This is a genomic window from Streptomyces sp. NPDC006326 (assembly GCF_040612915.1).
In the GTDB taxonomy this organism is placed as follows: Bacteria; Actinomycetota; Actinomycetes; order Streptomycetales; family Streptomycetaceae; genus Streptomyces.
Genome location: NZ_JBEXRC010000023.1, coordinates 85,381 through 98,485 on the forward strand (window position 1 = coordinate 85,381; position 13,105 = coordinate 98,485).

The 13,105-nt window shown below is 71.5% G+C and carries 9 protein-coding genes; 2 read left to right on the forward strand and 7 right to left on the reverse strand.

The window, feature by feature from the left end; translation table 11 throughout:
- Window positions 1–233 precede the first annotated feature (233 nt).
- Complete coding sequence (locus ABZ128_RS19490; RefSeq protein ID WP_356849770.1) at window positions 234–1,478, reverse strand: hypothetical protein; 1,245 nt, start codon at window positions 1,476–1,478, stop codon at window positions 234–236.
- Between the two features lie 687 nt (window positions 1,479–2,165).
- Window positions 2,166–2,786 carry an HIRAN domain-containing protein gene (locus tag ABZ128_RS19495; protein ID WP_356849772.1) on the reverse strand — a complete coding sequence of 207 codons (621 nt, stop codon included), beginning with the start codon at window positions 2,784–2,786 and terminating at the stop codon, window positions 2,166–2,168.
- 361 nt (window positions 2,787–3,147) lie between these two features.
- Here ABZ128_RS19495 and ABZ128_RS19500 point away from each other — a divergent pair, with 361 nt between their 5' ends.
- The gene (locus ABZ128_RS19500) at window positions 3,148–4,161 is read left to right on the forward strand and encodes a lytic polysaccharide monooxygenase (protein WP_356849774.1); all 1,014 of its coding nucleotides are present in this window, start codon (window positions 3,148–3,150) and stop codon (window positions 4,159–4,161) included.
- Between the two features lie 35 nt (window positions 4,162–4,196).
- Here the strand turns inward: ABZ128_RS19500 and ABZ128_RS19505 are convergent, their stop codons facing one another.
- From ABZ128_RS19505 to dnaE, 3 genes are all read right to left on the reverse strand, one after another.
- Complete coding sequence (locus ABZ128_RS19505; protein ID WP_356849775.1) at window positions 4,197–5,063, reverse strand: alpha/beta fold hydrolase; 867 nt, start codon at window positions 5,061–5,063, stop codon at window positions 4,197–4,199.
- A 140-nt stretch (window positions 5,064–5,203) separates the two neighbouring features.
- Window positions 5,204–6,205 carry a hypothetical protein gene (locus ABZ128_RS19510; protein WP_356849777.1) on the reverse strand — a complete coding sequence of 334 codons (1,002 nt, stop codon included), beginning with the start codon at window positions 6,203–6,205 and terminating at the stop codon, window positions 5,204–5,206.
- Window positions 6,202–9,783 (reverse strand): DNA polymerase III subunit alpha, encoded by a 3,582-nt coding sequence (dnaE, locus tag ABZ128_RS19515; protein ID WP_356849779.1) that lies wholly within the window; start codon window positions 9,781–9,783, stop codon window positions 6,202–6,204. Before dnaE ends, ABZ128_RS19510 begins: the two co-directional genes overlap by 4 nt.
- Window positions 9,784–9,982: 199 nt before the next feature.
- Here dnaE and ABZ128_RS19520 point away from each other — a divergent pair, with 199 nt between their 5' ends.
- On the forward strand, window positions 9,983–11,098 hold the full coding sequence (locus ABZ128_RS19520; protein WP_356849780.1) for a DUF3533 domain-containing protein: 1,116 nt from the start codon (window positions 9,983–9,985) through the stop codon (window positions 11,096–11,098).
- Window positions 11,099–11,182: 84 nt separating this feature from the next.
- On the opposite strand, the gene ABZ128_RS19525 is transcribed toward ABZ128_RS19520, so the two are convergent.
- Window positions 11,183–12,058: a S1 family peptidase gene (locus ABZ128_RS19525; RefSeq protein WP_356849781.1), complete on the reverse strand. Its 876-nt coding sequence runs from the start codon at window positions 12,056–12,058 to the stop codon at window positions 11,183–11,185.
- Window positions 12,059–12,205: 147 nt separating this feature from the next.
- A complete protein-coding gene (locus tag ABZ128_RS19530) occupies window positions 12,206–13,045 on the reverse strand; it encodes a DUF1684 domain-containing protein (RefSeq protein WP_356849782.1) in 840 nt (279 codons plus the stop codon).
- Window positions 13,046–13,105 lie beyond the last annotated feature (60 nt).

Consider the following 13,105-nt stretch of genomic DNA (forward strand, 5'->3'; position numbering starts at 1 on the left):
CGCGGCGCACGGCGAGGCGAGCGCGCCCGTCGCCCGGGCCCACGCTCCTGTCTACGCCCCGCTCCAGCCCGGCCGTGGGCCGCGCGCCAGGCGGCGTGGGTTTGATGAGATAACGCCGCGACTCCGCCTGGCCCCATCAACTTCACGGTTCAGTTCGCTCCGCTCGCGGCTCCAAGCCGAGCAAGGCTTGGCCCGGCCCCCGGTCGGGACGTATTGGAACCGCCTGTACGCAATCAATCATCCTTTTGATCCATGAGCTCCTTCAGTGACTTTTCGGCGTATCCAGTAAACGACCACCCCAATCCATACCTCTCTTGGATCCGGCGCATGTGAGTCTCACTCAGTAGCTGTAGCCTAAAGTTCCTTTCGCTTTCGGGTGCAATTTCGGCCGACAGGTAGGACCAGGAAGATTTAGCCTCCCTCCCCCCGGTTACCCACCAGACTGACGCATATTGGGGGGATCGGGTAAGTTCAAGCACTGCCGAGCTTTCATAGATGCGGGCTGTGCGCCCGACGCGCATACGGTCGGCATCGTCTGGCGGTGAATCTAGCGGAAATGGCTCTCTAACGCTGACAATCGTCCCGCGATCTTTTCGCAAAAAGATAACATTCCCGATGACGCTGATCGAGTCATATCGACTATCTGCCGGAAATTGAATTACTCTTTCGGTGACAACTTCCGCCCCGGGTTCTAGCGTGCTTCCCTCTCCGATGAACGCCCCCTGGGCCACCGCATCCCGTGTCTCTTTGGGTGTGTACAAAGAGAGTTCCCTATTTCCCCGATCTAGATCCTTCTTCCAGTCCTGAAGGGTTCGGCGTTGATTGCTGAACGAGGCCTTTTGGCCTGCGACAACGTAGAGCGAGCCGAGAATATAGACGCCGACCCTGCCCGTGTTCTTGGTGCGCAGTCGAATGGAGGCGGCTGCAGCGCCGCCTTCCTTCAAAGTGATCACCTTGCCAAATTCCGCCGTCGTGGTAACAAGGGCAGGTGAAGTGTACGGTTGATAGATCTGGGTGTATGTGAAATTGGCTACCGCGAGCAAGCTCGTGGCGACCGCGCCAACGGCAATGCCCTGGGTGCGCGGGAGGGTGCTCCAAACGCCGCTGCAGTGGATTCGCCAGAGGGCCCAGCAGGACCACGGAAATAGTGTGACCCAAACCCAAACAAGGTGGGTATAGCTCCGGCTGTCCAATTGCAGGGCGAGTAGTGTCAGGTTTATTGTCAGTGAGATCAGGACGCCGGTAAGGATGAGTAGGCCGGAGTGCTTGGCTGGTCTTGGGCTCAGCTGGTCGCGAAACGCGATGATCGCGGCGATCTCCGTCAGTGCTGCCACTAGAAAAATGACCCCACTGATCCGACCAGAAAGGGTCAGTGCGCCGCCGGCGTCTGCAATTCCGAACGCGGCCAACTCGAGCGCAGTCAATGCCAGGCCTGCGCCGAACAGCACTCGCCGCACCCGCAGCCTCCACTGTGCCATGCACTCAGGGTGGCTGCCGCGCCATGGTGACGCACGCCGGGTTGCCCCATCCGATGGAGAGTCCTCGATTGCGTCCTGAACTGACGGCCGAAGCCGGTGGAGCCACGGGTCCGGGAAGCGCCGTCCCTGGTGGAAAGCCTCTGACGGCAGTCGTTGACGGCAACGTGCACGCACCTCGCAGGACCCGGGCTGACCGCGCCAATGTTCTTTCCGCTGTGAGTGGTGGTCGATCCTGTCGCGCCGTCTGTGGCCGGGCGAGCTTACGAAGCAGTGTTCGTTCAGGTCGTCGGCATGGCGATGGCAGCGTGCAGCCAGCTGGAGAGTGAAGGATCAATCAGTCGGAGTAAGTAGTCATGCAAAGCACCACATGATCGCTTAGCGTGATCGTATGAGCCTCGATGGCAATACAGGCCACAGTCGAGTCGACGAAGCTGCCTTGGGATCGGCTGCCGTGGCAGCTGTGGTGACGCTGGCTCTGGGGGAAGGCCCCTATGGTTGGCTGAGCACAGGAGTCGGCATCACGTTAGCCCTGCTCCTCGCAGCGTATTACCGGCCGAGAAACACGCCTCCCCGCACCAAACCGGACGCCTACAGCCGGGCATTTGCTTTCGGCGCCATCGCTGGGCTGCTGGCTGCAATGACCTTGGCATGGGCGGTCCAGAAGGGCCTGAGCCTCCAAGGCCTCCGTTACCGCAGCGGGGAGGATAATCCGGCTAATCCATGGGTGGCCTCGATCTGGCTCGTGGGCGGCTTTTCCCTAGCGATTGCCCACCGAGTGATGGTGCCGCCGCCGAAACGGCGGCCGCGTCGCAGCCGACTCCCGGTCCTGTCCCGCGGTCCTGTCCCCCGCAGGCTCACCGCCGTGAGGCGTGCGCCTTCGGCGATCAATTTGGACCAGTAACGGGCCTTCTGCTGGTTCACGTAGCCGATCGGTTCCTTTCCGTAGTTGGGGTGCACGGCCACCGCGAACGGGTCGTGAGGGTTATCGGGCTCACGAACCAGCCGCAGTGGGCGGCCGGGCCCGAGATCGGCCCGGTGGGCCGCCTCGGGGTAGTAGCTCACCCCTCGCACGTTGGTCACGTAGAGCCCGGCTCGCTGCAGCCGTCGATCCGTCGGGCCGACCAAAAGACCGGTCTCGTCTTCGCAGAGACGTAGCCCGCCGACGTACTCGACGAGGTGCAGCCGATGAAGGCCACCAGGTGCCGGCACGAATCGATCTGCGGGTCGGTCCGACGGGACGTACATGGCTTCCCCCTTTGCTACGAAGCGGCTCCACCCTTCCACTTCAGAGCGGGTCTTGTGGTTCATTCGTTCCGAGTAGGCGGCAACCATCTGTGCGTACAGAGGAGCCCTCGGGGAGCCATCCCCAGCAGTCCGCGGCGGACTCCCCCGGACTCTGGCGGACGCTGGACGCCTTCACCTCAGTGCTCACTGAGCAGTTGGGAGCTGCTACCTGATGCCCCTCGTAGCCCCGCCTTAAGAGGAGCCTAAGGATCTCCGCCAGGGGGCCCGATCGGGCGGAACCGCCGGTGGGGGGGGGCTAGTTTGGCGGGGCCAGGGAGGGCCTGGCGCGGCGCCGGACCTACGGGGGGTCGGCGCCGCGCAGGCTGATTCCGCCGGTGCGCGCCGTGACCAGGTGCCCCGGCCCGCCGCCGAAGGAGATCCGCCCATGTCCGTACGCCGTCGCTCCGTGACCCGTATCGCCGCAGTCGGCCTCGCCCCGCTGGCGGTGGCCGCGTACGCGGTCGCGCCGGCGGCCGCCCACGGCTCGATGACGGACCCGGTCAGCCGGGTGGCGGCCTGCTACGCGGAAGGGCCGGAGGCGCCGAAGTCCGCGGCGTGCAAGGCGGCGGTGGCGGCGAGCGGTGCGCAGGCGTTCTACGACTGGAACGCGGTGAACATCGCCAATGCGGCCGGGAACCACCGGGCGCTGATCCCGAACGGGCAGCTGTGCTCCGCCGGGAACGACAAGTACCGGGGTCTGGACCTGGCCCGGGCCGACTGGCCCGCCGGCCCGATGACCTCCGGCCCGCACACGTTCCGGTACAAGGGGACCGCCCCGCACAAGGGCTCCTTCGAGCTGTACGTCACGAAGGACGGCTACGACCCGGCCAAGCCGCTGAAGTGGTCCGACCTGGAGCCCGAGCCGTTCGCGAAGGCCACCGACCCGGGCATGCAGAACGGCGAGTACGTCTTCTCCGGCACGGTCCCGGCGAAGTCCGGCCGCCACCTGATCTACAGCATCTGGCAGCGCTCGGACAGCCCGGAGGCCTTCTACACCTGCTCGGACGTGGTGTTCGGCAAGGACAGCGGGGGCGGCAGCGGCGGGAGCGCCGGCGGGAGCACCGTGCCGACCGCGAAGCCGAGCGGCAAGCCGTCGGCGCAGCCCACGCAGACGCCGCCCAAGGCCCCGACGGACCAGCAGATCGCCGACGGCGAGAGCAAGTCCACCGTGGAGCACAACGGCCACGGCGACAACGACCCGAAGACCAACGGCAGCACCGACCTCGCCCCGGTGTCCTCCTCGCCGGCCCGGACGGCCGCCGACCTCGCCGAGACGGGCGCCGACAGCGCCACTCCGGCGATCGCGATCACCGGGGCCGGCGTCCTGGCCGCCGGTTCGGCCGTGCTGTTCGCGGTGGCCCGGCGCCGCGCGACGGCGCCAGGCCGCCACGGCCGCTGATCAGCGGCCGCCGATGCCCTCCGGACCGGCTGCGCCTACTCGAAGACCGAGGCGCAGGTGGTCCGTTCGGCGTGCGCGGGGTCGAGCGCGTTCAGCGCCTCGTGCCAGGCGATGCGGTCGGTGAGTCCGATGGCGACGTGCTCGGAGAGGTCCAGGGGGCACAGGTCCTGGAGCACGACGTTGCGCACGTTGGAGCCGGTGCCCTGGAGGAACGCGGTCCGGTACGGCGTGACCACCTCGTCGTACTTCGTCGCGATCACCGTGTACTGCACCCCGGGGACGGTGTCCCCGCCCGCGTTCAGCTTGGTGACGAAGGGGGATCCGGCGATCTGGTCGGCCAGGCCCGGGGTCGCGGAACTGATCAGGTCCTCGGCGCCGGGGAAGTACGGGAGCAGCTGGGTGAGCCCGGCCAGGGTGGTGCCGTGGTTGTCGGGGGCGAGGCCGATCAGGGCGTTGACCTTGGAAGCGCCGCCGAGGAACTTGAGGTAGTAGTTCGGCATCATGCCGCCCTGCGAGTGCCCGATGATGTCGGTCTCCGGGGCCCCGGTGGAGGCCAGCACCTTGTCGACGAAGACGCTCAGCTGGCCGGCCGACTTGTCGATGGGGCCGAGCCCGTTGAAGAAGGGCACGCCGGGCAGCTGCCCGTAGTCGAGCGAGTAGACGCAGTACCCGCGGTGGACGAGGTAGGGCGCGAGGCCGAGCCAGTTGTCGACGGAGTTCCCGAAGGTGCCGTGCACGAGGACGACCGGGCGGGGATGGGCGGTCGAGGGTTTGCAGGACCAGTTGTTCCAGCCGCTGCTGGGTGCGGTAGCGGCCTGCGCCGCGCCGGTGGGGGCGACGAGGGCGGCGGCGGTGAGGGTGAGGACGGCCAGCGGGCGGAGCAGGCGTCGCCAGGGCAGCATCGAGTGATCTCCTTGCGGGTCATGGGGGATGCGTGGGGGTTCGTCCCGTGATCCGGATCACAAGGGGGGTGCTGCTGCCGCCAAATTACGGGCGAGTAGCAAGACAGGGAAGTTACGCGTCGGTAAAAACTGCCGTGTCGCTATGCCGCGAGGGTCCCTCTGGCGATGACGTGGGGGCCGAAGCGCGCCCGTACCCGGTCCGTGACGGCCTCCAGCCGTCGGGCCTTGTCGTCCTGCGGGTCGAAACTCAGCTGGTGCGCGGCCCGTTCGGCCGGGGTGAGGTCCTCCAGGCGCAGCGCCAGCGCGCGCACCCGCGCCCGCTGGAGACCGAGGCCCGCGTAGAGCCGGTACGCCGCGGAGGTCAGGGCTGCCGAGTGCGCGGTGGGTTCTGCCAGGGTCCTGGTACGGGTGAGCGTGCTGCGGTCGGCGCAGCGGACGGTGAGGGAGACGACCCGGCAGACCTGCTGCTGGGTACGGAGCCGGGCGCCGAGCTCCTCCGTCAGCGAGAGCAGCGCACGGCGGTGCCGTACGGGATCCAGCTCGTCGAGGCCGAAGGCCCGTTCGGCGGCCAGTGAGCGCGCCGCGGCGCCCGGCCGGACCGGGCTCCGGTCGATGCCGAGGGCGCGCTCGTGCACCTCGCGCCCGGCCCGGGCTCCGAGGATGCGGCGCAGGGTGGCCGGCGGGGCGGCGGCCACCCGGCCGACCGAGTCGAGGCCGTACGAGCACAGCGTCCGGGCGGCCTTGGGGCCGACCCCGTCCAGGGCGGCCACGGGCTTGGCGGCCAGGAACTCCCGTACGGCGGCGGGCTCGTCCGGGATGACCAGGGTGTGCCCGGGCCGTGCCTCGCGGACCGCCATCCGGGCCAGCAGGGGGTTCCCGGCGGCGCCGACGGCGCAGTCCACCCCGTACAGCGCGAGGCAGCGGACCCGGATCAGGGCCGCCAGCCGGGCCGGACCGCAGCCGAAGTAGCGCAGGGCGCCGCGGACATCGGCGAGGACGGTGTCCGGCGGGAGGGCCTGCACCACGGGTGTGAACCCGCCGAGCAGCGTGAGCACGCCCGCGTACGCCTGCGCGTCGGGCGGTTCCCCGTCGGGGCGTCGCAGCCGCAGGCACAGCACCGTGGAGACGGCGGGGGCGTTCATCCCGCGCTCCCCGGACTGGAGTGCCACAGCTTGCGGCCGGTCGCGGCCCGGTCACCGGCCGGCTGGAGGTCGGCCCATGGGTTCAGCTCGTACCCGGTGGGCAGGTGGATGCGGCGGCCGGAGTCCCCGCGGGCCTCCGGTGCGCCGGAGGCAGGCCCCGGCTCCGATCCCGGCCCCGTTCCCGATCCCGGCATCGGCTCCGTCAGCCGCGCCGCGACCGCGTCCAGGCCGCCCGCCGCCCGCAGTTCCACCAGCTCCGCCAGGTCCCAGGCCGCCGCGCCGACCACGCTCAGGCTCTGCGGTCCGCGCCGCTGCACGACCCCTCGCACCAGCAGCAGGAACGAGTGGAAGACGGTGTGCGCGCACGCCTCGTGGCTGTCGTCGAAGAAGGCCAGGTCGACCAGGCCGGTCCCGTCGTCCAGCGTCGTGAAGATGACCCGCCTGCCCGACCGGACCGGCGGGGTCTGGGTGGCCGCCTTGGCCCCCGCGACCAGCACCGTCCGGCCGTGCTCGACCTCGCGCAGCCGACGGGCCGGGGTCACCCCCAGCTCCGCCAGGAAGTCGTGGTGGTCCGCCATCAGGTGCCGCGAGGCGTCCATGCCGAGGACGCCCAGCTCGGCGCTGAGCCGTTCCGCCTCGTTCAGGTCGGGCAGGCCGACCGAGGCCGTGGACCGGCCTCCGTCCAGCGGGAGTTGGGGGGTGCCGCGGACGCCCGCCGCGCGCTGGGCGCCGTGCAGCTCGGAGACGTGCAGCAGCAGGTCCCGCCGGTTGGCGCCGAAGGCGTCCAGGGCGCCCACCTGCGCGAGCCGCTCCGCCACCGGCCGGCCCGGCCGGGCCCGGTCCCAGAAGTCGCGCAGCGATCCGTACGGCTGCCCCTGCTCGATCCGGGCCGCCTCCGCCTCGCTGATGCCGTGGACGTCGGCCAGGGCGAGCCGGAGCCCCCACACCGCAGGATCCTCGGACACCAGTTCGATGCGGTGGGCGACCGCCGAACGGTTCACGTCCAGCGGCAGCACCGGCACCCCCCGCCGCCGCGCGTCCGCCAGCAGCAGCCGCTTCGGGTACATCCCGGGGTCGTGCGTGAGCAGTCCGGCGTAGAAGGCCGCCGGGTGGTGCGCCTTGAGCCATGCCGACTGGTAGGTGGGGACGGCAAAGGCCACCGCGTGCGCCTTGCAGAAGCCGTACGAGCCGAACGCCTCCACGATCTCCCAGGTCCGGCCGATCACCTCCGCCGCATAACCCCGGGCGGCGGCCTTCGCCGCGAACCACACCTTGATCCGCGCCTGCGACTCCGGGTCGGACAGTCCGCGCCGCACCCGGTCCGCCTCGTCGCGCCCGCAGCCGGTCATGACGTGCACGATCTCGATGATCTGCTCGTGGAAGACCACCACCCCGTACGTCTCTCGCAGCGCGGGCTCCAGGTCCGGGTGCGGGAAGCGGACCGGGACCCGGCCGTGCCGGGCCTCGATGAACGGACGCACCATGTCGGCGGCCACCGGCCCCGGCCGGAACAGCGAAATGTCGACGACCAGGTCGTGGAAGGTCGACGGCTGCAGCCGCCCCACCAGGTCCCGCTGACCCGGGGACTCGATCTGGAAGCAGCCCAGCGTCTCGGCCGAGCGGATGAGCTCGTACGCCGCCCGGTCGCCCGGCGGCACCTGCGCCGGGTCGTCGAGGTCGAGCTCCTGCCCCGTGCCCCGCCGGATCTCCGCGACCGCGTGCGCCATCGCGGACTGCATCCGCACGCCCAGCACGTCGAGTTTGAGCAGCCCGAGCTCCTCCACGTCGTCCTTGTCGAACTGCGACATGGGGAAGCCCTCCCCGCTGGTGGGCACCACAGGGGTGCGCTCCAGCAGCGAGGCATCGGAGAGCAGCACCCCGCACGGGTGCATGGCGATCCCGCGCGGCAGCCCGTCCAGCGCCTCCACCAGCTCCCACAGCCGGCCGTGCTCCTCCTCGCGCACACCGCGCAGCTCGGGCAGCTCCGCCAGGGCCGCACGGGCGTCGCGGGCCCGGATGTGCGGGAAGGCCTTGGCGAGCCGGTCGACGACGGCCGGGTCCATGGACAGGGCGGCGCCGACGTCGCGGACGGCGTGCCGGACCCGGTAGGTCTCGGGCATGGAGACGGTGGCGACCCGCTCGGTGCCGAACCGGTCGATGATCCGCCGGTAGACCTCCAGCCGGCGGGCCGACTCCACGTCGACGTCGATGTCGGGCAGGACGCGGCGGCGCTTGGACAGGAAGCGCTCCATCAGCAGGCCGTTCGCGACGGGGTCGGCGTGGGCGATGCCGAGCAGGTGGTTGACGAGGGAGCCGGCGCCGGAGCCGCGGGCGGTCACGCGGATGCCCATCTCCCGTACGTCGTCCACGACCTGGGCGACCGTCAGGAAGTACGAGGCGAAGCCGTGGTAGGCGATGATGTCGAGCTCGTGCTGCATCCGCTCCCAGTACGCGGCGTCGCCGGCGTAGCCGCGCAGCACCATGGCGGCGGTGGCGCGGGAGGCGAGGACCCGCTGCGCGGTGCGGTGGGCCGCACCGACCAGGTGCGCCTCGGGGAAGTGCACGGAGCCCATGCCGAGGTCGTCCTCGGCGTCCACCGTGCAGGCCTCGGCGGTGTTCCGGGTCTCGGCGAGCAGCCGGCGCGCATCGGCCGGGCGCAGCCCCGCGGCCTGGGCGATCCGGTCGGCGGCCGCGGCCATGGCGGCCGGGTCCTTGAGCCAGCGTTCGCCGCTGTCGAGGGGTCTGCGCGGGTCGAGGGGGACCAGGCGGCGGGCCGCGTCGAGGATGTCGGCGACCGGGCCCTGCCCGGGGTCGGCGTACCGGACGGCGTTGGTCAGCACGGCCGGGATCCCCTGCTCGGCGGCGAAGCCGAGGGTACGGGCGGCCAGCCGCAGCGAGCCGGGGCCGGTGCCGGTGCGGCCGTGGTGGACGGCCTCCAGGCGCAGGGAGTTCCCGTAGACCTCCCGCCAGGGCGCGAGCAGCCGGGCCGCCCGGTCGGGGCGTCCGGCGGCCAGCGCCCGCCCGACTTCGGAGCCGGGCCCGAGCAGGACGTACACCCCTTCACCGCGCAGGTCGGCCCAGGGCAGCACGGGCAGGCCGTCCCGGCCGGCCCCGGCCCCCGCGTGGGCCGCGGTGACCATCCGGCACAGCTCGGCCCAGCCGGTGGCCCCGTCGCGGGCCAGGAAGACGGCCCGGGGCGCGGACTCGTCCACGAAGGCGCCGCCCTTGACGGGGGTCCGCCGCCGGTGGGACGCCTCGCCGGAGCCGTGACCGGAGCCCGAGCCGTGACCGAAGCCCGAGCCGTTACCGGAGCCCGAGCCGGAGGAGCCTGAACCGGAGGAGCCGAAGGCAGAGGAGCCCCCTGCGGAGGAGCCGGGTCCGTCCGGCCGGGCCGCGCCCGCCGGGGACGCCACCGCCAGGTCCACCCCGAACAGGGGGCGGATCCCCGCCTCCGCGCACGCCTTGGCGAACCGCACGGTCCCGGCCAGGCTGTCGCGGTCGGTCAGCGCCAGGGCGTCCATGCCCCGCTCGGCGGCACGCTCCGCCAGCCGTTCCGGGTGCGAGCCTCCGTAGCGCATGGAGAACCCCGAAACGGTGTGCAGATGCGTAAACCCAGGCACCCGCGGCCTCCTGCTTCGCTCGATTCGCCCAAGACTCCTTCGACCTCCCCTGTCACCACCATAAAGCAATTCGAATACTCGTGCGAAACGTTTGTTCGATCATCCATTCGGTCCTCCCCTGCTGCGTCGGACCCCCGGTCCGCCGAGCGTGTGAGACATGACCCAGACCACCAGCCCAGGTCCCTCCGGCGGCTTCCACGCCGGGCTCGCCGAGGTCAAGGACGCCGTGACCCTCCGGGCCGCCCTGCTGGTCCTCGGGGTACTGGCGCTCCAGCTCGCCTTCATCACCTCGTACATCGGGGCCTTCCACCACCCCAGGCCCAGCGGGGTCGCGCTCGCCGTGACCGCCCCCGCCGCGCCGGCCGCCGGGCAGGCCGTGCAGCAGCTGCGGGCCCTGCCAGGTGAGCCGCTCGACCCGCGCGCGGTCAAGGACGAGGCCACGGCGCTCGCCCAGGTCAGGGACCGGACCGTGGACGGGGCACTGGTCATCGACCCGTCCGGCCGGACCGACCGGCTGCTCGTCGCGAGCGGTTCCGGGGCCTCGCTCTCGCAGGCCCTCGAACAGGTCGTCGGCCTCGCCGAGAAGGCCCGGGGCCGGGACGTCCAGGTCACCGACGTGGCACCGGCCGACGCGGGCGACGCCCGCGGGCTGAGCTCCTTCTACCTCGTCGTCGGCTGGTGCGTCGGCGGCTACCTGTGCGCCGCGATCCTCGCCGTCAGTGCCGGCGCCCGGCCCGCCAACGCCGCCCGCGCCGTCGTCCGGCTGGGGGCGCTGCTGCTGTACGCGATCGCCGCCGGGCTGCTCGGCACGGTGATCGCGGGCCCGGTCCTGGGCGCGCTGCCCGGCAGCATCATGGGCCTGTGGGGCCTGGGGACGCTGGTCGTCTTCGCCGTCGGGGCGATCACCCTGGCCTTCCAGGGGCTGGCGGGGGTGGTGGGCATCGGCCTGGCGATCCTGCTGGTGGTGGTGTTCGGCAACCCGAGCGCGGGAGGGGCCTACCCCTACCCGCTGCTGCCGCCGTTCTGGAAGGCCATCGGCCCGGCCCTGCCGCCGGGTGCGGGGACGTACGCCGCGCGCTCGATCACGTACTTCCGGGGCAACGGCCTGACCGGCCCGATGCTGGTGCTGGCCGCATGGGCCGCCCTCGGCTCGGCGGTGACCCTGGCCTGCGCGGTCTTCCGCCGGGGCCGCCCGGGACCCTTCGAAGAACCGGGACCGGGGCCGGAACCGAAACCGGAACCGGAGCCGGGCCGGGAGGCGGCGGGCCTGTGAGGACGCCCGGACTCCCGCCCGGCGGTTCGGGCGGGAGTCCGGACCGTGCCGTGCGGCCGGGCGGTCACCGCCCGGCCGGTGGCGTCAGTAGACGCTCACCCCGTAGGCGTTGAGGGCTTCGACGACGGGCTGGAAGAAGGTGGTTCCGCCCGAGGTGCAGTTGCCGCTGCCGCCGGAGGTGAGGCCGATGGCGCGGGTGCCGGAGTACAGCGGGCCGCCGCTGTCGCCGGGCTCGGCGCAGACGTTGGTGCGGATCATGCCGTACACGATGTCCCCGCCGCCGTAGTTGACGGTGGCGTTCAGGCCGGTCACCGAGCCGCTGTGGGTGCCGGTGGTGGAGCCGCGCCGGGTCACGGACATGCCGACGGTGGCATTGGCGGCGCTGGTGATGTCCTGGCTGCCCACGGTCCCCGCGTGGGCGAGGGAGGTGTTGTCGTAGCGGATCAGGCCGTAGTCGTTGGTGGGGAAGCTGGAGCCCACGGTGGCTCCGATGGTGGTGCTGTGCGAGGAGTTGGTCCACCAGGTGCCGGCGCCGTCGGTGCAGTGGCCGGCGGTCAGCACGTAGTAGGTGGTCCCGCTGCGCACGTTGAAGCCGAGCGAGCAGCGCCAGCCGGAGGCGTAGATGGCGTCGCCGCCGGAGATCAGCTTCCTGAGCTTGCCGGGGATGCGCTCGATGCGCAGGGCCGCGGCGTCCGCTCCGGCCTCGCGCTTGATCTTGGCGATGTCGGTGGCGGAGACCGTGGAGTCGGCCGTGACCACGAGGGTTCCGCTGGCGGGGTCGGTGTACCAGGCGGTGCCGGCGACGTCGGCACGCTGGACGGAGGCGCCGGCCGCGGCCAGCCGGGCCGCGCTGAAGCCGCTGTCCGCGCTGGCGGCGGTGGGGGCGGCGAGCCCGGCGACGGCGGCCAGGCCGGCTGCCACCGCGAGCAGCCTGGTACGGGTAACGCTCTTGATCCTCACTTCTCGTCCTCCCGGGAGGGATCGGGGGCCCGGCGGACGTGGGGGCGCCGGAGCCCGTGAGGCGCAGCCGGGGGTACGGCGGGCGCACTGGAATTTCGTCGTGCTCCTGACAAGCCCCCGAATGGCGCTGTCGGGAGTGTCCCGGCGTCAGGTACGGGCGGCAAGGGCATCTTTCAGCCTCCGCTCGCCCGCTTCCACCGGAAACGGCAAGGTGTTCCCGGGCGGCGGGAACGGGCAGGTGAAGTGGTCCGCGAAGGCGCAGGGCGGCAGGAACACCCGGTTCAGGTCGACGGTGAGCGAACCGTCCCCGGGATCGGGAACACCCGGCTTCAGGAACCGGAAACGGTAACTGGAATGCCCCGCCGTGGCATCGGCGAGGACGGCCCACAGGCTGCCGTCCCCGGCGTCGACGGCGACCCGGAGCCGGTGCTCGGTGCCCCGGTGGGCGAAGCTGAGCTCACCGCCGAGGCCGAACCCGCGCTTTCGGCCGTCGGCGTTCTCCACCTGGACGGTCCGGCTCTCGCCGTACGGGCGAAAGCGCCCCGGCAGCACGACGTCGGGGTCGTACGGGGTGGCCTCGATGCCGGCGAAGGCGCGGCGGGCCGCGGAGCCCGGATCGAAGACCCGCACCGCCCATTCGCCCTCGCGCCGGATCAGCACGAGCCGTACGCCGGCGGCGGTGGTGATCCGTGAGCGCGCGGCGGGGCCCTCGTCCTCGGACAGCACGACCTCACCCGTGAAGGGCTCCCCGTCCAGGCGGAGGCCGTCCTCGGCGCGCGCGGTCAGCCGCACGCCGGCAGCGGTGGCGCGCCAACGCCCCCGAACGGCCGGAATTCGCCCCTCCGGGTGATCGGCGAGCCAGTTGGTGCCGGTGAGGGAGAGCGGGCCGTACGGGGCGGACACGGCCGCCTCCCGATGCTCGTGCCAGGCCTGCCACGCGGTCTTCGGATCGTCTGCGTCATCGCTGGAATCGCTCATATCGCTCATGCCGCTCAACCCTTCCACAACGGTCCGGACCGGAACCGTTCAGTAGGCCGTCCGGACGTG

Coding starts and splice junctions, on each gene's coding strand:
- ABZ128_RS19490 (WP_356849770.1), bottom strand. CDS start 1,478: ATGGCACAGTGGAGGCTGCGGGTGCGGCGAGTGCTGTTCGGCGCAGGC.
- ABZ128_RS19495 (WP_356849772.1), bottom strand. CDS start 2,786: ATGAACCACAAGACCCGCTCTGAAGTGGAAGGGTGGAGCCGCTTCGTA.
- ABZ128_RS19500 (WP_356849774.1), top strand. CDS start 3,148: ATGTCCGTACGCCGTCGCTCCGTGACCCGTATCGCCGCAGTCGGCCTC.
- ABZ128_RS19505 (WP_356849775.1), bottom strand. CDS start 5,063: ATGCTGCCCTGGCGACGCCTGCTCCGCCCGCTGGCCGTCCTCACCCTC.
- ABZ128_RS19510 (WP_356849777.1), bottom strand. CDS start 6,205: ATGAACGCCCCCGCCGTCTCCACGGTGCTGTGCCTGCGGCTGCGACGC.
- dnaE (WP_356849779.1), bottom strand. CDS start 9,783: ATGCGCTACGGAGGCTCGCACCCGGAACGGCTGGCGGAGCGTGCCGCC.
- ABZ128_RS19520 (WP_356849780.1), top strand. CDS start 9,983: ATGACCCAGACCACCAGCCCAGGTCCCTCCGGCGGCTTCCACGCCGGG.
- ABZ128_RS19530 (WP_356849782.1), bottom strand. CDS start 13,045: ATGAGCGATATGAGCGATTCCAGCGATGACGCAGACGATCCGAAGACC.